This window comes from Psychrosphaera sp. B3R10, from assembly GCF_018861025.1.
Classification (GTDB): domain Bacteria; phylum Pseudomonadota; class Gammaproteobacteria; order Enterobacterales; family Alteromonadaceae; genus Psychrosphaera; species Psychrosphaera algicola.
The window spans coordinates 49351-71689 of the sequence record NZ_JAHKQH010000026.1; the positions used below are offsets into that span (position 1 = coordinate 49351).

Genomic DNA, 22339 nt, shown 5'->3' on the forward strand with positions numbered 1-22339 from the left:
CCTAACTAAAAAGAAGAAACCGTCATTCTGAAAGAGCCTAAGCGATATTCAGGATCTCTAACCAAGTGCAGAGGAAGTGCATAGTTCGCACTAAAGAATGCTTGAATATTGCTGGTAATATCAATGTATAGCGCACCAAACTATTTTTACTTTCGGAGTCGCGTGTTGGACATTCCAAATATCGCTGGGGCGATTTTGGAATGACGATCCTTTCTAAAAACCAGTGGGATAAAAACCTGTGGGGTCAGAGTCGCTGATCGCAAAAAGCCCGCTATTCCCAAGCTTTATAAGGCAGCCATGGCGATATTTGAAATCTCCAACCAAGTGCAGAGGAATTTCATTGTTCGCTTTTAATTGGCTCAAACCATCTGAACAAACCATCATCCGAACCAAACAGAAAAGACCGTCATTCTGAAAGAGTCTAAGCGATATGCAGAACCTCCAACCAAGTGCAGAGGAAGTTCATACTTCGCACTAAAGAATGCTTGAATATTGCTAGTTATACCAATGAATAGCGCACCAAACTATTTTTACTTTCGGAGTCGCTTGTTGGAGATCCCAAATATCGCTGGGGCGATTTTGGAATGACGATCCTTTCTAAAAACCTGTGGGATCACCCATTGGTTTTGAGCCCACTAGTTATCAAAAGAGTGTTACACCGACATCTATATTTGTTTTCGTCGTTCGGCCCAAATGCCTAACATAATAAAAATGGCTAAAACAACAATCGCAAACGTAGAGTAAGATAACTGACTTAACTGCACTTTTAATACTTGAGTCAAAACTACAGTTAACGCCCCGTAACCAAATGTACAAACCAAAACAAATACGACAGTTCGAATAATAAAGTGAGCGTTACCAAGTTGGCGTCGCACCATTTTATTGATGTCTGACCCACAAATCACCAATATTGACGCAACAATCCCAAGGGAAATATCTGCAGAGTAAGGGCGCATAAAACGCCCAAACTCAGACAAAATCGACAAGACCCAATCCATTACAGAGTGATCCCATGTTCGTTTAACAGTGCCACCAGCTGTTCTTCGGTTAATACGTCAACCCCTAAATCCTGGGCTTTAGTGAGTTTCGAACCGGCTTTTTCACCCGCCACCAAATAATGTGTTTTGGCCGATACGCTCCCTGATACTTTTGCCCCTAGTGATTGTAAATGGTTCTTAGCATCACCGCGGCCCAACTGACTTAACGTGCCGGTAATCACGTAAGTTAACCCGGTTAAAGGCTGAGCGCTTTCTTCACGTTTTTCGATCACTGGCCAATGAATGCCCTGCTCTAATAACTGAGATACAACCGTCAAATTGTGTTCTTCGCGGAAAAACGCATACGCATGAGCCGCAACAATTTTACCTACATCACTCACTTCAATCAGAGACTCGATGTCAGCTTCTTTTATTGCATCTAAAGTTTGGTAATAATTTGCTAAATTAAGTGCGGTAGCTTCACCCACTTCACGAATTCCTAATGAATAGATAAACTTAGGCAATGTAGTCAACTTAGCTGCTTCAAGTGCGTTTATTAAGTTCTCCGCCGACTTAGGCCCCATTCTATCTAGCGATGAAATTTGATCGGTTGTTAAAGTAAACAGGTCCGCAGGTGATTGAATTAATTTTTCGTCCACAAGTTGGTCAACAATTTTGTCACCTAGACCGTCGATATCAAACGCCTTACGCGAAGCAAAGTGTTTTATCGCCTGCTTACGTTGCGCTTCGCAGAATAAACCTGCAGTGCAACGAGTCACAGCCTCGCCTTCTGGCTTTTCTGTTTTCGATTGACACACTGGGCATTCAGTTGGAAAAATAATGTCTTTAGCATCTTCCGGTCGACGTTCCTCAACAACCGAAACAATTTGCGGTATAACGTCCCCGGCACGACGAATGATCACAGTATCGCCAATTTTTATGCCTAACCGTTCTATTTCTTCGATGTTATGTAAAGTCGCATTTGACACCGTCACCCCGCCCACAAACACAGGTTCTAATTTAGCAACCGGAGTTATGGCGCCCGTACGACCCACTTGAAACTCAACATCATTTAATACCGTTAGCTCTTCTTGCGCTGGAAATTTATAGGCGATAGCCCAACGTGGAGCGCGCGCCACAAACCCAAGAGTTTCTTGAGTTGCGATGTCGTTAAGCTTTAATACTGTGCCGTCAATTTCGTAGCTCAATGTACTACGACGTTCACCTATGTCTTGATAAAACGCCAAGACCTGCTCAATGCCTTTTGCAATTCTGATTTCAGGACAAACAGGCAATCCCCAATGTCGGATCTGTTGCAATCGGTCGAAATGCGTATCTGGCAGAATATAATCTTCGCTGACAACCCCCATCGAATAGGCATAAAAAGCCAAAGGCCGTGACGCTGATATCTTTGAATCGAGCTGGCGTAAACTGCCTGCAGCGGCATTACGCGGATTGGCAAATGTCTTAGTTCCATTTTCGATAGCGGTTTCGTTTAAACGTTTAAATCCGGCATGCGGCATAAAAACTTCACCACGGACTTCGATGCGTTCAGGGAAATCTGTACCAACTAATGCTAGAGGAATTGACTTAATCGTTTTGACATTTTCAGTAATGTTTTCGCCAACGGCGCCATCGCCTCGAGTTGCAGCCCGAACCAATTTGCCTTTTTCGTATAAAATACTAACGGCTAAACCATCCAGTTTAGGCTCGCAACAAAATTCCAAATCCTCGTCAGTTTTGAGTCGGTCATTCACTCGTTTATGAAATGCGATAAACTCTTCTTCTTTCATCGCGTTATCCAATGACAACATAGGCACTTCGTGAACCACTTGCTCAAATTTTGCCAGCGGTTCACCACCCACTTTACGAGTTGGCGAATCAGCATGAGCCAACTCGGGATGCGCTAGCTCTAAAGCCTGCAACTGTCGGAAAAGACGGTCGTATTCAGCATCGGGAACAGACGGCTCATCTAATACATAATATTGATAATTTAACGATAGTAGTTGCGAGACAAGCTCATTAATTTCAAGTTCGATAGCTGACATTTGGCACATATAAAAAATTGGAATATAGCTAAAGTTTGAATTGAAATGCACCTAAAGGCAACTGTTGAAAGATCAATTCTGTACGACTGTTCAAAATTTATGTTACCTATCCTATGTTGCTAACACTTAGGCATCGTCTTATCATGCAGCCTGAAGACATTTTAATTTGTTTAGGGTCAACTGGTTTGAATTATTTGGGTAAATCACTTTTTATTTTGCTATTAATACTAATGGCCAGTTTTAAAAGCTATTCATGTACATTAACTCTAGGAATATCAACAGAATCCTCCCCTTACCTTTTTGAGAAAACCGACCAAGGTTGGTCTGGCGTAAGTATCGATTTAGCAAAAACGCTGGCGAAAAAAGCGGATTGCGAACTAAAAATAATATCCGCACCATGGGGTAGAGCCATAAAATTGCTCGAGTCTGGTAAAATTCACTTTCTTACGAATTTCACCCACAGCAAAACCCGAGCAAAATTTGCCGATTTTATAGGCCCACACTACATAGAAAGTGCCACCTTCGTCGCCAGAAAAACAATCAGTGCTAACGTCAACTCACCAAAAGAGTTACATCAATTCACAGGCACTGTGGGTATTCAACGGGGCGCTAATTTTGGGCATGAATTTGAAAACCTGATATTAAAGAATCCCAACACCATACAAAAACTCGTATACCTTCCAAATGTTGATGAACGATATTCGATGCTTAAATTGGGCAGACTCGACGGTGTCTTTGACGACCAATTGATTGCCCACCATATGTTAGAAACAGGAGAAATATCTAAAGATGAATTTTCTATTCGGTTTTTTCTGCACGGCACGCCCACTTATTTTGGGATAAGTAAAAAGGCCGTTTCAAAAAAACTAAAAAACAAACTTCAAAAAGCCTGGTTAACGATGCGCGAAGAACATCTTGTCGAAAAAATCTATGAAAAATACGGGTTAACTTTAAACACCAAACAACTGTTTAAAGAAGATAAACTTGGCCACGCCTATAAAATCAGCAAGATGTAGGCGCAGCTCTGCCAATCATCAAGACGCAATTTCCGGCAAACCTCAACAGTTATTGCCAATAAAGACAACCTCTGCACGTTATTTAAGCAATTAACACGCAGTTACAAAACTTTATTACCTTTCCTCCTTATTCTTCTTTGCAATTGCGCCACATTACATTAATATTGCCCTGTTACTTACTTTCGGTTTATTCCGTTGAGAAAGAATTACTTTGGAAAGATTTCTAGGGGCTGATTCAGGATTCGACAGGATTGATGATTCCGGAGGTGCACGTCGAGGGGCGGTTTGCCTCGTAAAAAGCCGCAAAAAATAGTCGCAAACGACGAAAACTACGCACTAGCAGCTTAATACCCTGCTCAGAGCTCTTTTGCCCTAGCTTCCGTCCGTAAGACGGGGAACAACAAAAGATCAAAAACCAAACGGAATAGTGGCGAGACTCCTGCCTGAGAGGCAACCCACGAAATTTAAATCAGGATAGTCGTTGAGTGGCGTGTCTGTTCGCAGCTCCTCGGTGAATTTAAAAACTGACTAAACGTGTAGTACCAAAGGGTGACCTTTTCTGGACGGGGGTTCGACTCCCCCCAGCTCCACCACTTACTAGCCCACAACCTCTTATAAAACAAGGGGTTGTGTACTAGCCTCAAATATAAAAAAACACCAAAACCTACTATAAAACCACTACAAAACGACCTTAAAAGACACTCTCAGGACACTCAAAACATACGCCAATTTATTCTGCCGTACCGTGTCTACATAGTTTGCCCACCAATCTTTCACTCTAAAATTAAACGATACACAGTTGAATTAATGAAAACTAGAAAACACGTTTTAATAAACCAGCGAGACTAAAAAAGCAGCTTAATTTAAGCTGCTTTTTATGTTCATGAGTGAGGTATTTGTTTCATATTGTTTAACATTAATGACTGAGCCCATTGCAACTGGAACTCTTTGATGTAAAGACGTTGGTTCTATATCTAAAATACTATTGCTACCCGAATAGGCCACGCCTCCGGCATTTTCCACTAACATAGCTAAAGGATTTGCTTCATATAGTAGACGGATTTTTCCGTTTTCGATTCCAGGTCGACTATCCGCTGGGTATAAAAACACCCCTCCCCTTGTTAATACTCTGTGCACGTCTCCAACCATTGCAGCATTCCAACGCATACTCGCTTTGGCATAATCTTTATTAGAATACAAAATTTGATCAAAAAACTTCTGTGTTTTGGCGTCCCAATAACGATAGTTCGCCATATTCACAGCAAACTCTTTATTATCTTTTGGAATACTAAGCGCTTCTTCTGTCAGTAAATACCCACCATGCGTTAAGTCTAACGTAAAGCAACGAGTCGGCCCGCCAGTAGACAATACTAATAACGTAGAAGGACCATATAGAACATATCCAGCACAGACCTGATCCCTGCCCTTTTGAGCGAATTGGAGTTCACTGTCAAATTCTACATCTTCTCGCGCATTATAAATTGTAAATATCGTACCAATTTGACCATTAATATCTATGTTAGAAGAACCATCGAGTGGGTCGAACGCAACTATAAACTGCCCATGAGGGTTCACTCCAACCACAGAATCTTCCTCTTCTGATGCAATTGCACTAACGGAATCATCATCAAGCAACATATCTTTTAACAATTGATTGGATAATACGTCTAATTTTTTTTGAACCTCACCTTGAATATTTTCATCTAAGGTTGAACCTAATACTCCAGCCAACGCACCTTGACTCACCCGAAATGCAATTTCCTTGGATGCCGCTAAAATTGTTCTGATTAGCATAATTAAATCTGTATTTACACCGTCTTGCTTTAAGACAGGAACTAAGCGTTTCATATATATTTACTCGCTGTGATTATATTGTTCTGTATGAATATTTATTTTTTGACTTCATGTAATAGCAAAACACTAGGTTCAGAGATATTAGTGTGCGCCCTATCTCGATTTCCAGGTTGGCTATGCCACGAAAGGTAAAATTCACTACCGTTTTTGCCTTTATCTCCGAGTCCCTTAAACACACGATGTTCCATATCCATCACACTATAAGAAAGCAATTTATGGTTTGATTTCACCGTAATTGGCTCTAATTCAGACGGGTACAATTCCGCTGTTTCAATACGAATCGTTTTCAAAGTTTCAGCGTCAACGATAAAGCGCAGAATATCGTCATTTTTTCTGACTATTACACCAATTTGATTGTCGTCAATTAACTCCGGAGCCTGCGGCCTTACCGGAAAACGCCCTAAAGAACCATGACCACTAAAGTCCCAACGAAAATCTTGCCAATCACTGATTTTCTTGAATTGCCATTGCGATTTAGATTTTCGGGCTAGAAACATCTGTGTGTTCCCTGCTTCATCATATTTGTGGTAGCTAATAATAGGGCGACTTTTATGATCAAACCCTAACTTTACATTGCCATTGATCATGCCACCAAACGGCGCTACAGGATCGACAACTTCGGTACGGTCTAGGGTTAATGGAAGTGCAATAGGTTTACCATTAGAATCTGTCCAATGCACTAAATCTGCGCTCCTTGCATAAGACAAACTGTGATTTGTTGCTGCATTTGGTGTGTTACGCCAAACCCAAATTAGATGAAAGTTACCATCTGGGCCTTTAGTTGGCCCTTCAAAATAACCGCTCATCAGCCCTTGACCATCCAAAAATTTATTGGCATGAAGTCGTGACCATGTTTTATCTTTGCGATCATAAATATTATATATTTCATTACCGTTGCCACTTCCGCCGCTACGATACTTAACCAGTAACTCCCCTTGCTTGTTTAACATAAAAACTGGATAAGTCATTTTATTTTCAATGGCTCGGTCAACCATCACATTTACACGTTTGATTGAACGGACATTCATTGGTCTAGTCATTCTGAAATATTCAAGATTATCACCATGCATATTACCCATCACATGAAGAAAACCATCCGCATCTAATTCCATAGTCACGTAATTATGGCTGTCCCAGCCTAACCAACTGTCTACTTTTGTATATCGCCAAGGTTTACCAATCTCTCTTTGCGCAATTGTCATTTGGCGATTCGCATCAAAATAACCAACAAATTGATTTTTACCTCTTGTTAATAAATAAGGTTTAATGCGATGCCCTGACCATACATTATCTAAAGCTAGACTCGTAACTTGAGTTTCAGTATTAGTAGGAAGTTGAGCTTGTTTTTCTATCAAACTTTTACAGCCACTAAAAGATATCAACGAAATAACAAGCAGGGAGAATTTAAAAAAAGTAGATAAAAATAGGCAACAAAATGTATTGACGTTTTTCATATTGTCTCTTATCCAAAAATTTGTAATAGGATTTATCTGGCTAAAATGAATTGCGGCCAGTATAAAACTGGCCGCATTTTAAAGAATGTTAAGCCAGTTCAATTCCAATTTGAAACTGGCTTAACCACACACAAAGTTGATTAGAATGAGTAATTCATGCTAAGTGCTACAATACGGCCAGTGTAGTCAAGGCGTGCTACTGCTCGTTCATCGTTACCAAAATATTCGTATGTTTGCTCGTCGGATAAGTTATAAGCTTTTAGGTTTAATTTTAATCCCTTCGCAATGTTATAACTTGCAGCTAAATCTAAACGTCCGCTTGCTTTTGTTGTACGGTCTTCGGTCCCGTAGTACGAACCGCCTGGGTACTTAATTTCAAACGAATCACGCCAGTTATATGCTAAACGAACGCTCACACCATCATTTTCCCAATAACCAATAATATTGTACGAACGAGGTGAAACGTTATAGAGCTTAGAGTCTGTGTTTTCAACAATGCCACTACCTTCAGCGCCCTGCTCATAAGTTTCTTGATCAATATATGTGTAGTTAAATACCCCACCTAAACCATTCCAAGGGTATGGTAAAAAGTCCAGCTTTTGCTGCACTGCAAACTCAACACCTTTAAGGTGAATTTCGTCATTAGAGTTATATTGACGAGTAACTGTAACACTTCGATTTGTTACCTCACCAGTATCAGGATTTGTAAACGCATTTACCTGAGTACAATTACCAGGCAACTCTGAGTTTTCACCTTCAAACGCCCCAAATTGTGCATCAATGAACGAATATTCACCTGGGTTTGGACATGATTTTTCTTGTAAAAATAATCCTGTAATTTCTTTTTGAAATACTCCGAGCGATATAGCACTGCCTTCACGGTTATACCATTCAATTGATAAGTCATAGTTGTCAGCGGTATACGGTTTGAGGCCAGATTTAGGTAATGTTATACCAATTGAGGAATTGTTTTCGTTAATACTGAGTGAAGGGTTTTGAGCACGAAGATTAGGACGAACTAAAGCTTTGAAATATGAACTACGAATAACAAAGTCATCACCGATTTCAAATGCGACATTTAAAGAAGGTAAGGTGTTGCTATAGCTACTTTCAAATTTAAAGTCTTCAACTGTTTTTGCAACTTCATCTCTCTTTTTACCTACAGAGTCATTAATAGTTTCTTCATAACGAACACCAAAGTTACCAGTATAAGATACCAAGCCTAATTCACCATCAAACTTGGTCATAAAATATGCAGCATTGATAGTTTGATCTATTGTAAAATTATTAGCATAAAGCTGAGGAAGTTTGGTGCCATTATTTAAACGGTCGTAGTAGCCGCTTGGGTCCGCAAATGTTAACGCATAATCATTGTCTTCTGTCACCTGTGTTAGATCGTCCATCCCATCTTGTAAACGGCTGTTAACATAAGGAGTATCTAACGTTAACCAGCCGGAGTTAACTCCAAACGTGCCTGGGATATTACCATTAAAAAATGCTGTCTGACCTTCAGTTATAATATCGTTACTAAAGAAATTATTATCGATATTTTGTTCATTAATACCTGGGGCACCAATTTTTTGGTCGCGATTTTCCAAAATTTCGACACTGGAACGAACACCAAATTGAACTGTATTGAAATTAAGCTTGTTACCAAAACCAAACTCGACATAACGCTCCGCATTAAATTCTGCAGATTTCATTTCACGCGTTGGATTGTCAACTCGACCGTCAACATAATGCCCGACTCGACGGCCATTGTTTGAAGGGTCCATCGAAGTAACGCTAGCTGATGAATGATTCGGTTGAGACCAGTTCAAATTATTGTAGTTATAGTCATCCCAGCCTGTTGCTGATATCTCCATAGCTCCCATAGTGCCTTGGCCTGTATTTAAAGTACCATTAATACCTGTAGCAACAGAGTCTACTGGTATTGCACTGCCCACGGCAGGTCTATGGGTAAGTGATGCGTTGTGGTGCTCCATGTGACGAAAATCCAAACCCACATTTAAAAACTGGTTTTCTGATTTAGAATAGCTTACAACGCCATCAAACGCCCAATCATCAACCATATAATCGGCATATAACATTGCACCTTTTGCTTCTTCAAAAAACGTTGTTTTACGGTTTGTGACTTGCCATGCTCCGTTTGTAAACTCTGATGAGCTAACCAAATAAATTGGGTTGCCAGATTCATCCGTATCGTATTGGAAGGGGGCGGTATCCATATCTGGCTCCAAGCCAGCATGATATTGATGGCGATCGTCACGAGTTGGGTGTAGCCCCGCTGAAAAATTAGTATCTTCTTTTGTCCCTTCGTCTAAATCACGTTTTGTGTACAATAAATGCGTACCAACTTTAAGACTATCTATAGGTTGCCACTCGATGTTACCAGTAAATGAAAAACGATCACCTTCACTGTACTCACTTACATTACGACCACTTGCAATTGCACGAACATCAGCGTCTGAATCGAGGCCATATTTTGCTTTGTATGCATCTATATTTTGAGAAACTGGCCCAAGATTTGTTGAATCATCAAGAGAGGTATACTGAGTAAATTGAACTAGGTCTCGGCGGAAAGTTTGCTCTGAGGCTGATAATTTGAAGGCCACTGCAAGTTCATTTTCAATTAAGTGTTTAGAAGCAGAAAACTTAATACTTTTATCCCAGTTATTGGTCAATTCTTCTAAGCGGCCACCAACGCTAACACTATATTTACCATCTTTCTTAGCAAGAGCTCGCTGGAGTTGCTTATCAACGACACCCGCCATGCCGCCAGCCTGCATATCGGCGGTTGGTGTTTTAACTAAAGTCACACCATCAAATACGCCAGCTTCAAAAGCCGAGAATGGGTTAGAACCACCTGTTGGTCCAGCACTGCGGCTCGGGGTTGCAAAGCTCTGACCAAAAGCGGTAGTTTTAATAAAACCACCCGACAGGCCACGTAAGCTAATTTCAGAGGTTCTACCTTCATTAGAGCGATCAAGTTGAACACCAGGTAATGCTTGTAATGCTTCACCAAAATCGAGAGCCGGCAACGCATCAATATCTGTTGCTGAAATGGCATCTACAATACTAGATGCCTCACGTTTTGTATTCAGTGCTGATTCTAAAGCGCCACGTACACCTTGCACTTCAATAACTTCAACATCGGATTCAACCGGCTTCTTTGTAATTGCAGCATTTACTTCTTGTGCAACTAATGTTGGTGAGCTCACAGCAAACAGTAAACACGCTGAGCTAGCTAACGCAGCACGTTTATTTGAATTATTTTCTAAGTTGCGGTTTTTAGACATGTGTTGTCCCCTGTCTTTAGTTTTTTTATTGTTATTTATCAACACAATTTAATTCACCTTAAAATGAATTAAATCTAATCGTATTCATGATAATAACACTAAAAGTGATTAAAACAAGTCATTTTAGGTCAAATGCAATCCAAAAACCTCAAAAACCGCATTTAAATATTTAATTTCAATAACTTATAAAAAAACAATGCTTGATTTAAATGCACAAAACAGAGCCAGATACTTTATAAAAAGATCTAAATAGAGTGTTAACTCTATTTTTTAACCACACAAACCACCAAAACAGGTCAAAATAAGTCACACATGATTGATATATGTTTAATTTTTTAAATTGATAGATTTCTTAGGTAACTAAAATTTCTGATGTTTGTATTGTAACGAGGATAAATCCAAGTCCTAAATAATAATACGTGAGTTTATTTTACCGCATTATCACTAAGGTCTTTAAAGTAGTCATTGCCAGTATAGTGAGAATGCGGGGACCATGGTGCATTCACCTGCGGTAAATGTTGCCTTAATGCTAACTTTACTGAAGCAAAACTAGGCTCGAGTGCGACATTATGCCATTCATCTGGATCATTTTGATGGTCATATAGCTCTTCGCTTCCATCAGCATAAACAATATACCGATAACGTTGACTCTTAACAGCGTGATTATTTGGACCATAAGTTGTTACAGCAGGTGTGTGCCACTTTAAATCCGGCTTGTGCAATAAAGGAGAGATATCCTGTCCTTGATTAAGAGGGTTCTTAGGCAAACCACACATGCTGACTAATGTTGGGTATAAGTCTAATAAACTGACGGGCTGATCACTCACCTGAGATTTTGAAGACCGCGGCGGCTTTATGATTAATGGTGTTCTAGTGGCTCGTTCCCACAGTGCCATTTTGGCAAACTTACTCTTTTCGCCAAGCTGATATCCATGATCCCCCCACAACACCACTACTGTATCATCCCGGTAGGGACTCTCATCTAGCGCATCTAAAACCTTACCTATACAGCTATCCACAAAGGAAACACTTGCCAAATAGCCTTGTACCATATTTCGCCATTCACCATTTTCAATTGCCCATTCTGTCGTTGGCATTTGTGGCAATTCTGAAACAGCTTTTGCAATATCTGGAACATCATCTAGGTCGTTTTCTAGATACGGCGGTAATGTGAGGGTATCCACTGGGTGTAAATCAAACCATTTTTTCGGAACATGCCAAGGCACATGGGGTCGTAAAAATCCACCGACCATAAAAAATGGTTTGTCATAACTCTTATTAAGTTGCTGTTTTAGCCACATTGCGGAATCATAATCTGGCATCTGTTCATCACGCTCTGGAAACGGTCCCCAGTCTGTATTGGTCCTCGAATCGTGCCATTTCATACGTTGATCTGGATAGGGTCCAAACCCTTTTGATCTTCCACCAAATTCATCAAAACTATCGGTAGCAATAGCTTTATGAAACACTTTGCCAACAGCCCCGGTATGGTATCCATGTTGACGAAAATAATCGCTCATAAAAACTGATTGTGCCGCTTTATCATTAGCAGATTTGATTTCATCATCGTCGATATGACCATAGATCCCCGTTGTAGACGGGGATAAACCGGTCATAATACTTGCCCGAGATGGTCCACATAAGGGAGCTGGTGCATGTGCATTAGTAAAAACCGTACTTTGACTTGCCAATCGATCTATATTTGGTGTTTTTGTATTTGGGTGCCCATGCAATGGTCCAATCCAATCATTCAAATCATCTACGATTAACATTAAAACATTACTGTATTGTTTCTTTAATTCTTTTAGCCAATTACTTTGATATACCATCGTAGCGGAAACTGCCGCTCCACAGCCTAGAATGAAATTTCGTCTATTCATTTTTATTCTCTTATTGATTCTCTTTCTATGCAATTTTCTAAAGTTCACTAGAATAATATTGCACAAACAATCACATTAATGCAAAATCAATCAAAAAATAATAATCTACAATCAATATTAAAAGAGGAATGTATGTTTAAAACATGTATTTGGTTGCAGCATTTTCGGTCTATAGCGTTCGTTACTTTGATTCCAGTAATGTTAATACCGACAATGTTTTTGATGAGTCGAAAGCCAAAAAATCGTCTTGTGACGTCGAAGCAATCAATATCACAAATTCAAACTTTATTTGTACTCGTTACACGACTTACCTTCGTGCGTTTTTTAACGCCAGCTACAATATCAATCAAAACCAATACCCATGGAATTGAAAAGTGCATAAGTTTTTGCAGAAATAGTTTGGGTTAAATTAACGATATTAGTTAGCAATTCGATTCTTACGGCAGAAGCAAGATAGCTCATTAAAACAGGATAAAATCATGAATACACTTATAAAGTCCTCCTTGAAATCAATAGCCTTAACGTTGGCGGCCAGCTTTATATTAACGGCTTGTTCGAATACCGAAAACATTTTTGGATCAAATAAAGATAGCGCTACTAACAATAACAAAGTCATGGCCTACGCTCGTTTTGTTCCCGAGCGTCGCGACGACTTTGCCTGGGAAAACGATAAGGTTGCTTTTCGAGTGTATGGCCCAGCAGCACCACTTAAAGGCCATTCAAGCGGAGTTGATGCATGGCTTAAACGTGTTGACTATTCAATCATCGACAAATGGTATAAATCGCACGTAGAAGGTATTTCATATCATGTAGACCACGGTGAGGGTTACGATCCATATCACACAGGTATTAGTCGTGGTGTAGGCGGTACGGCAGTCTGGATCGATGGTAAACCGTATGCCGCACACAACTACAAAAGTTACAAAGTACTAAAAAGTGGTGGTGACGAAGTAATCTTTAACTTAGTTTATGAATGGTATACACCAATTGGTATTGTGAAAGAGTCAAAAACCATTTCGTTGGCTCTAGGTGACCAATTATATAAAGTTAATTCAGAATTTACTTTAGACGGTAAGCCCGCCAAATTACCAATTGCGGTTGGTATTGCCACTCACGATGAAAAAGCCAAAGTATATTTTAATCAATCTACCGGGCGCATTTCTGCTTGGGAACTAATAGATGGTCAAGGTATTGGAACCGGTGCCTTATTAGAACCGAGTACTGTAACCAACATCAAACATATGCCAAGTAACATAAAAGATGAAAGTCATATTTGGGCTTTTACCCATACCGACTCTCAGGGCAAGCTTTCTTATCAAGCAGGATTTGCTTGGCAAAAAGCGGGAGAAATTACATCTAACAAGCAATGGTCAAACTATCTTGACGCCCGAATGATCAAATAACATAACTTTATTGCGCAGGTCTTTAATCTCGACCTGTGCAATTAAACACTTAATAAAAGAGATAATCATATGGAAAAAATTGCCTTTGTAATGACCTTATTGCCTGGACATGAAAAAGAGTATCAAAAACGTCATGACGAAATTTGGCCAGAGTTGGTTATTGCTTTAAAAGCTGCCGGAGTGTCTGACTATTCAATATATTTTGAAGATACATCTAACAAATTATTTGCTGTATTAAAACGAACAGAAGACAACACTATGGACCAATTGCCACTGCAACCCATTGTTAAGAAGTGGTGGGCATTTATGGCTGACATAATGGAAACGCATGAGGACAATTCGCCTGTTGTGAATGAAATCCCTCAAGTTTTTCATCTCGAATAAAGAGGGTTTATCAACGTGCTAGCTCCTAACATAGTTAAAAATACCTTGATTATAAAAAGATTACTATTGTGTACGTTTATTGTAACAATACCGCTTGGCTGTGCTAACGAACAGACGACTGTGCAAGCCTCATACGAAACGTCAAATACTTCCTCAAGTTCAATCATTTATGACGTAAATCAAAAGTTTAGTGAAGTTAACTTAGGCGATGTGCCTTACTATTATGACAAACGAAATAACGCGCTCGGTATTGATGCTCGTATCATTGAATATAGAAGTCTTTTTGCAAGAGCGACACGTGAATTTACCGAATCTACTGGTACATATAACGTTACTATTACCACATTAACGGAAGAAGACGGTGAGTCACTCTATCGCCTGATTGTCAATAATCAAGTTGTAGCGACTTATCGCAATCCGTATATTGGACCCAATTCCAAGCGAGACCTTAAACCGCATCGTCACACGTGGCGCGACATCCAATTAAACGCTGGCGATACCATCGGCATCGAATCAAATGCAGATACCAACGGTCAGATACCAGAGCATGGCGGTACCGCTTGGGCGCGTGGTCGCTGGCAGCAATTAGCATTTGATCAAAAACCATTGCTTCCATTTCCTAAAAATAGTCAACGCCCACACTTTGACCGTTCCAAAGATTTACTCATTTCACAATTTGATTTTCAGCCGGATATCGACGATGTGCACGCAGTAGCAGCATTAGGATCAATGATGAAACACTCAGATATGGACGGTGTGAACCTAATTGCGGTTGCTGGTACCGTTGGCAATCAAGGAGGGGAATACATAAACGCCAACTCGTTGATGAAAATGGCGTTTGGTCGAGAAAACCTTATGTGGACAGATGCTCATAAAAACTGGCAGATGTCGGTCAACTTTGTACACAATAGAGTTCGTGCAGTGTTATCTCAAGGCGGAAGAGTATGGGTTCAAGAAGCTGGTCAATCCAATTTTACTCGCGACTGGGTTGAAGCTCTCATAAGTTCAGGTGTTCATGAATCCGTCATTAAAAACAACGTCATAATCGTACAACACAGCGATTGGAATGAGAAACAAACCAGCCCAAAAGATCTCGATTTTGTAAAATCCAAAACCAATTACAAAGCTATTTCTGACGGCAACAAACCTAAAAAAGTATTTGTCCGTAAAAATCGCAGAGGTCCATTTACGCCAATCTACGTCGAACAAGACAGTAAATGGATTGCAACGGCCACATCAGAAGACAACGTAAAAAAACATGCAAAAACGCTTTGGCAATTAGCTGATAAAATCGTTAAAGAAAGTCGATTTAACGCAACATACTCTTCAATTCCAAATGGCGGTGTCGACTTTTCTGACCATGTTGAAATTTGGTGGATCTTAAACCAAGGCCAGACTACGGTTTCCGTTCATTCTTTTTGGCAACGATATGTGACTAACGTAACACTTGATAAAGTTAACCCTCCGAGTGGTCGAATCGCAATAATAGCCGATGGTAACTCCCCTGATCCTGACGATATTGGTGCAACACCTGTCATCTTTGGTTTATTAAAACAGTCTGGACTAGCAGAAAGACTGGTACACGTATCACACTCATGCGACCTTGACCCGTTTCGTAACAAAGCAAAACATCAAATAGACAAATCCAACGAAGCGCGCCGCCAGAAAGTTCTACACCAGCTCGCAGGTGAGTCAGTTAAACTGTTCGGTCCATTCGAAAACCTTCGTAACTACTACAACTGCCGAGTTGACCAACAGGGAGCAACACAAGATTTAGTTGATGCAATAAACGCTTCTACAGAGCAGGACCCGCTGTGGATAATTGAAGCCGGTGAACCAGACTTAATTGGTTACGCTTTGCAGCAGTCTAACAAGAGTAAACACCAATACCTTCACGTAGTTTCACACCACCCTGCCAATGACAATAGTGGCGACTATTTTGAATGGCAGCAAATACTAGATTTTGGCGTAACAGAACATCAAATCGGTGATCAAAATGTCACCTTGCAAACGCCAATTCATCATTGGGATTGGGCAAAAGAACACCAACACCTAGGCTTTCGGTTTATCTGGGAAATGCTCGCTTATGCGGAACAAGACGGCATTGTGCCCTTCCAAGCGAATAAGTTCGATTGTTCAGATGCTGGAATGGTTTATTGGTGGATTACAGGCGCTAATGTAGGTGGAAACAACTTCGCAACACCTGCTGACATCAAAAAAATGTTAGTGCAACGGCAGTAAAATAAATGCAAAGGTGCGACGACAATATCGCACCTCTTTACTGGGTATCAGTGATATTCCACATAGAATATAAAAATATAAAAATAAAACACTCAACAGGGAAAAATGATGAAGGCAATATTCTTTTTTTATTTCGTAACCACCTTTTTAACCATAAGTGTCACCGCTGCGCCATCTGTGTCAGTGTCATCAGTTTCTGACAAAGTTGAGCAATCATTAAATTGGCAAGCAGAATGGATATGGACAAAACAAAGGGCTGGCATACCAAACACTTGGGTTGCACTGAGAAAAGAAGTAACAATAGAAAACTTATCATCGAACAAAAATAATAGTGGGAGTTCAAATCAAGAGGTCATAGCCTATATCAGTGCTGACACAAAATATTGGCTTTGGATTAACGGTGAAATGGTCGTGTTTGAAGGTGGTTATACAGGAGGTCCAAGTCCAGTAGTTAACTCACCTCGTGTTGATGATTTTGCAATTGCATCAAACAAATATTACGACCAAGTTGATATCAAACCTTACCTCAAACAAGGTTCGAATACGATTGCTGCACTCGTTTGGTACTATGGTGACAATGGCAAAAAAGGTACCCACATTTCTGCTAGTAAAGCAGGCTTTATTTTTCAAACAAATGTCGGCGACACTGCAATAATATCAGACGCCTCATGGAAGGCTAAGCAACATCAATCTTATCAACAAATCAAAAAAGCACCGCCTTATCGAGTGGCAGCATGGAGCATTAATTATGATGCCCGCCAAGACATGGCCGATTGGACAGACAATGCATGGTATTTGCCCGAATTTGACGATTCACAATGGTTGCCGGCTAAATCAATGCATCGCCCGCCTCGTGCACCATTTTATAACCTTTATCCAAGTGAAATTCCGATTTTAAATAATTACGGTTTAGCAAATTGCACCAACTTACCTGATTCAGTATTTCCATTTGTAAGTGACGGTAAAAAAATCAAATGCAAACTAGATTTTAATAAAAATTTCACTCCTTATTTTGATATCGATGCGCAAGCAGGCTTACAGGTAAACATAGATTCCAATATGCGACTCAACACCATCGAAACGTTTTACACTACCAAAGCCGGTCGCCAACAGTTTGAATCATTTTCGTGGATGAATGGTAGATTAATTGAGTACACGTTTCCAAAAGGTGTTGTAGTTCATGGGCTAAAATACCGTTGGACAGGCGTTGGCTCAGCCCCTGGACATTTTGAGTCGAGCGACGATTGGTATACCCGAATTTGGCAAATGGCAGAAAATACATTGTACATTTGTGCGCGTGATAACTTCATGGATACCCCAGACCGAGAACGTGGATTATGGATTGGCGATGTTGCAGACCAAGCCAGTTATTTATTTTACTCAATGGATAAACCAGGGCGTGATCTACTCAAAAAAGCCATCAAAGTCACATTGGCCTTTAGCGACTCTGAAACCGGTATATTTGCGGGGCTAGGACCTGGACGCTTTCGTGAATTGCCAGCCCAAAGTCTCCAGTTTATTGAACAGGGGATCTGGCACTATTACTTTAATACCGGAGACAAAGAAACTCTTAGCTTTGCCTACCCCTATGTCCACAAATACTTAACTTTGTGGAGCACCAAGGAAAATGGCTTGGCCACATTTAGAACTGGGCACTGGAAATGGACCGATTGGGGCCCACAGGACACCATTGATTATGACGCTATACAAAATGCCCTGTATTACAGTGCTCTTGTATCGGCGAGAAAAATGGCGGTTGAATTAGGTAATACAACCCACATGAGTTTTTACAACAGCCGCATTGCCGCTTTAAAACAAGCCTACCAAAAACATTATTGGCAAAAAGGCTTTTACAGTAGTAACCCAAATAAATTTAAAGATGACAGAGCCAATGCACTCGCTATTTTATTTGGACTAGCCGATACCTCACAGTACCAACAAATTGTCGATAATGTGTTGCTACCTAATCACTTTGCTAGCCCACATTTTGAATGGATGGTCTACAACGCCATGGCAATAGCAGGTCGTTACGACGACGCTCTAACACGCATGAAACAGCGTTATGCAAAACAAGTGAATAACCCGGCCTTGTCAACATTGGCAGAATACTTACCATCGGGTGGTACTGAAAACCATGCGTGGAATGCCCCAAGCACAGTACTCAGTCAACATATTGCCGGCATCACTCCAACCGATGTCGGATGGAGGACTTACCAAGTTATGCCAAATATGGCCCATATGACACATGTGCAACAAAACGTACCGAGTGTAAAAGGCCCCATAAATTTTGATATCAAAAGAACAGAACAACAAATCACTATGAATTTAACGTCACCGAAAATGTCCTCCGCCGTGATAGGAATACCTAAGGCTTATTTTAACATCGGTCACGTCGCCATTAATGGCCAGCAAGTCTGGTTAAATGGCAAGCCAAACGTCGCCATCGATGGTGTCAGCTATGTTGGTGAAGATCACAAATATCTTAAATTTAGATTGGCCGCGGGTTCGTGGTCTATCGTAAGTCGCAAATAACTGGCAATCAATAATAAATAGGAAAGCCTGACATGAAACAATCAACAAATACAAAACGTCCAAACACCTTAAAATTGGCAAGCTATTCTTTGTTAGCAACGTCACTTTTAGTAGGTTGTAATGCAATCACTCATCAACTGGAAGGCGACAAAACGGTTGCTGATTCGCAACTCATCCCGGCCAAAACAGGAAGCTTTGGTGATCAAGGAGATGGCACTTATATCAATCCAATACTAAATGCGGACTACCCTGATTCCGATATCGAGCAAGTTGGTGATACTTATTACATGATCACCTCAAAACAACACATGTCGCCTGGTATGCCAATCTTAAAATCAAAAGATATGGTCAACTGGACAAATGTAGGTCATGCATTCCCTAAGCTTTCGTGGGCGCCCGAATACAATTGGGATCGAATGAACGGTTATTCATTTGGAACTTGGGCCGGAGATATCGCTTATCACGAAGGCAAATGGTATGTATATCAAATTGATTACCAACACGGTTTAATGGTCACTATGGCTGACCAGATTGAAGGTCCGTGGAGTGACCCAATCATGATGCTGCCACATGCCGATGTATTAGACGATCCCGCTGTTTATTGGGACCATGATACTGGTAAAGCATACGTCATCATCAATACCGGTAAGAAGCAAAAAGGATCTGACAACAAGATCGAAGGCAATGAAAACCGCATTTATGAAATGAGCTGGGATGGTACTAAAATCCTAGACGAAGGCAAGCTTGTATATACCGGCATGGGTGCAGAGGCTGCTAAAATTTATAAAATTGACGGCACTTGGTATATATTCATGGCACAGTGGACCATGGGTGATAAGTCGACAAAACCTGGAGTTAAAAATCCCAAAAACGACCGAAAACAACTCGTGTTGCGTTCAAAAGAAAGTATTTATGGCCCGTACGAAGTGAAAACCGTTCTTGAAAAAGGCAAAGAGTTTAACAATCGTAGCGCCAGCCAAGGTGGTTTAATGCAAGCACCAGATGGTTCTTGGTGGTATATGCATCAGCTAATTCAAAATGACGATATCCCTTTTCAAGGTCGACCGCAGGTGCTCGATCCGGTTACTTGGGTTGATGGTTGGCCGATAATAGGTTTTGACGAAGATAACGATGGCATAGGTGAGCCGGTAAAACGTCACAAAAAACCAATAGATGGATATCCAGTGTCTGCACCAAGTTCAGATGATGATTTCTCATCTTCGCAACTTGGTATGCAATGGGAGTGGAATCACAACCCACGTGATAGCCATTGGTCATTATCCGAGCGTCCGGGTTGGTTACGCCTAAAAGCAAGTAAAGTACTACCTAATACAAAGGCTTTTGGGCCTAAAATCAATGAATGGACCAATAATGACGGTTCAGACTCTGACTTCTGGCGCGCCCCAAATACACTAAGTCAACGTATGATGGGGATCACGACGGGCACTGCTGTTGCTAAGTTTGATATTTCCGGAATGAAACCCAATCAACTAGGCGGTTTTGTGCGTTATGGTGGCGTATTTAACTTACTCGGAGTGCAAGTTGACAACAATGGTAAGAAGAATTTGTTCTACATGGATAAGATGGCTAAACGTGTTGTTGGCCCTGAAATCACCGGAGATGACTTATACGTGCGTACCTCTAACGCCCGTGACCAAGCAACTTACGAGTACAGCTTTGACGGTGTAAGTTTCAAAGCCTTTGGCCCGAGCTTTACCATTGCCTTTGGTAAATGGACTGGTGACCGTTTAGGATTCTTCTCATGGAATGAAAAACGCGATACTGACGCTGGTCATATCGATATAGATTGGTTCTTATATGATTATGACGGACCAAAAGCGGCACATAAACTTTTAGATTTATAGAAAAATTAACATCCAATGCTTCCATACCTCAATGGAAGCATTAACTTTTTAATGATGAAAATAACCCGGTGCTACATCATAGTAATTGATGTTTTCACCTTCTATCTGACGTAACTCATCAATATACATAATAGCATCAGAATCTCGTGTTGAATTAGTACCAAACAAATACCAACCATAGGACGGGTACAGACCATTTTTATCGTTGTAACCCAATTGGATGTTGTGATGGTTCACTCTTCGTTTACCATCTATCCAAAGCCTAATATACCCTTTTTCCTCAAACGGATTGGTTCTAACCTGCAGCACAAAATCAACCCAACGATCTTGATATTCAGGTAAAGATACCGGTAAATTTAAGTGATTGACCCCCTCTCCTTTTATACTAGTACTTAGTTCCTTTGAGTCCCATGAATAGCCAACTCTAAACCCATCTGTTCCTATGGTAAGGCTAATTGGCGGTATTCGGCTTGGTTCACCATTTTTATCCTTTGCTCCGTGCAACTGAAAAAACAAAGCTCTTTGATCGCCTGTTAACGTAAAGTCAACACTTGGAAAATAAGCACTAAAACCATACCAAAGTGTTGTACTATTGGTGCTCGCTCTTTTTCCATGAAACATGGCCTTTCGATCTGTATTGTCTAATTTATTTGGGTCACCATTCCACTGTTCGGGGTGTTGATGTTTCCAATGTAATTTGGCTGAATGCTTACCTAAACGGACAATTTCAGACTCCACCTTAAAAGAATGTGGTCCCTGAAATTGAGTAAAGAAAAAGAATTCAGGTAATTGGTTATTTAAACCTGGTGTATAAATATTTATTGTTGTATTTTCCGCATTCCAACCAGCACCAGAAAATGACTCATAGGCAACAGACTTATGTCTTTGAATAGGTTTATTGCCAACATAAGATTCACCAATCGCATAATTTTCCGCGACCGTTCTGCCAGTCTCCTCTGAAATTATTTTATCGTGCGCAGTCTTACATGCCATTAGCACAACACTTATTAAAATTATTGTAAAAATTCGTTTATTCATTTTTGCCTACTTTTGTCGTTTCAATTGTGATTCGAAATAAGATATCTATGATTAAACATTAATCACGGCTAACTGACGTTGCATTTTAAAGTCATGGTACACATGGCTATTCTCCATTCTAAATACACTTTATTTTCAGTTTGACCTATATGTTTTGAGCTGCTCGGGTTGCCTAGCAGGCATAGATTTTCGGTTCAGAATGGGAGCTTTGAGTTTTAAACACTGATCGCTAAGTCGAGTTTGTCACGCGCAAAAAATATTTGTTACGAAGAAATCACAGATCCCATTGTTTCGAATAATGGCAACAACGTTAGCACTTTGTCATGCCAACCCAATCAAAACATTAGT

14 protein-coding genes and 1 other RNA gene are annotated in these 22339 nt (G+C 40.4%); 8 read left to right on the forward strand and 7 right to left on the reverse strand.

Annotation, left to right across the window (positions count from 1 at the left end; all coding sequences use genetic code 11):
- Positions 1–665: 665 nt before the first annotated feature.
- Together KO525_RS09895 and ligA are read right to left on the reverse strand one after the other, a co-directional pair.
- A complete protein-coding gene (locus KO525_RS09895) occupies positions 666–998 on the reverse strand; it encodes a DUF3392 domain-containing protein (RefSeq protein WP_215963646.1) in 333 nt (110 codons plus the stop codon).
- Positions 998–3025, reverse strand: a complete 2028-nt coding sequence (ligA, locus tag KO525_RS09900) for an NAD-dependent DNA ligase LigA (RefSeq protein WP_215963647.1) — start codon at positions 3023–3025, stop codon at positions 998–1000. The genes KO525_RS09895 and ligA overlap by 1 nt, the downstream gene beginning before the upstream one ends.
- A gap of 230 nt (positions 3026–3255) precedes the next feature.
- On the opposite strand from ligA, the gene KO525_RS09905 reads away from it, so the two are divergent.
- Both KO525_RS09905 and ssrA read left to right on the forward strand, forming a co-directional pair.
- Complete coding sequence (locus tag KO525_RS09905) at positions 3256–4041, forward strand: ABC transporter substrate-binding protein (protein WP_215963648.1); 786 nt, start codon at positions 3256–3258, stop codon at positions 4039–4041.
- Between the two features lie 226 nt (positions 4042–4267).
- Positions 4268–4634: a transfer-messenger RNA gene (gene ssrA, locus KO525_RS09910) on the forward strand.
- Between the two features lie 265 nt (positions 4635–4899).
- Here the strand turns inward: ssrA and KO525_RS09915 are convergent.
- From KO525_RS09915 to KO525_RS09930, 4 genes are all read right to left on the reverse strand, one after another.
- On the reverse strand, positions 4900–5889 hold the full coding sequence (locus KO525_RS09915) for a class 1 fructose-bisphosphatase (RefSeq protein ID WP_215963649.1): 990 nt from the start codon (positions 5887–5889) through the stop codon (positions 4900–4902).
- A 41-nt stretch (positions 5890–5930) separates the two neighbouring features.
- Positions 5931–7349, reverse strand: a complete 1419-nt coding sequence (locus KO525_RS09920; RefSeq protein WP_215963650.1) for a BNR repeat-containing protein — start codon at positions 7347–7349, stop codon at positions 5931–5933.
- A gap of 140 nt (positions 7350–7489) precedes the next feature.
- Positions 7490–10648 (reverse strand): TonB-dependent receptor, encoded by a 3159-nt coding sequence (locus tag KO525_RS09925; protein ID WP_215963651.1) that lies wholly within the window; start codon positions 10646–10648, stop codon positions 7490–7492.
- Positions 10649–11073: 425 nt separating this feature from the next.
- Entirely contained in the window at positions 11074–12528 is a 1455-nt protein-coding gene (locus KO525_RS09930) for a sulfatase (protein ID WP_252736832.1), read from the reverse strand.
- A 143-nt stretch (positions 12529–12671) separates the two neighbouring features.
- On the opposite strand from KO525_RS09930, the gene KO525_RS09935 reads away from it, so the two are divergent.
- The 6 genes from KO525_RS09935 (at position 12672) to KO525_RS09960 (ending at position 20953) form a co-directional block, all read left to right on the forward strand.
- Positions 12672–12899, forward strand: coding sequence for a hypothetical protein (locus KO525_RS09935; RefSeq protein WP_215963652.1), 228 nt, complete (start codon positions 12672–12674; stop codon positions 12897–12899).
- 108 nt (positions 12900–13007) lie between these two features.
- A complete protein-coding gene (locus tag KO525_RS09940) occupies positions 13008–13931 on the forward strand; it encodes a DUF4861 family protein (protein ID WP_215963653.1) in 924 nt (307 codons plus the stop codon).
- 69 nt (positions 13932–14000) lie between these two features.
- Entirely contained in the window at positions 14001–14315 is a 315-nt protein-coding gene (rhaM, locus tag KO525_RS09945; protein WP_215963654.1) for an L-rhamnose mutarotase, read from the forward strand.
- A gap of 66 nt (positions 14316–14381) precedes the next feature.
- Complete coding sequence (locus KO525_RS09950) at positions 14382–16556, forward strand: hypothetical protein (RefSeq protein WP_252736833.1); 2175 nt, start codon at positions 14382–14384, stop codon at positions 16554–16556.
- A 108-nt stretch (positions 16557–16664) separates the two neighbouring features.
- Positions 16665–19088 carry an alpha-L-rhamnosidase N-terminal domain-containing protein gene (locus KO525_RS09955; protein WP_252736834.1) on the forward strand — a complete coding sequence of 808 codons (2424 nt, stop codon included), beginning with the start codon at positions 16665–16667 and terminating at the stop codon, positions 19086–19088.
- Positions 19089–19120: 32 nt separating this feature from the next.
- Positions 19121–20953 carry a glycoside hydrolase 43 family protein gene (locus tag KO525_RS09960; protein ID WP_215963656.1) on the forward strand — a complete coding sequence of 611 codons (1833 nt, stop codon included), beginning with the start codon at positions 19121–19123 and terminating at the stop codon, positions 20951–20953.
- A gap of 48 nt (positions 20954–21001) precedes the next feature.
- On the opposite strand, the gene KO525_RS09965 is transcribed toward KO525_RS09960, so the two are convergent.
- Complete coding sequence (locus KO525_RS09965; protein ID WP_215963657.1) at positions 21002–21946, reverse strand: heparin lyase I family protein; 945 nt, start codon at positions 21944–21946, stop codon at positions 21002–21004.
- Positions 21947–22339: the final 393 nt, after the last annotated feature.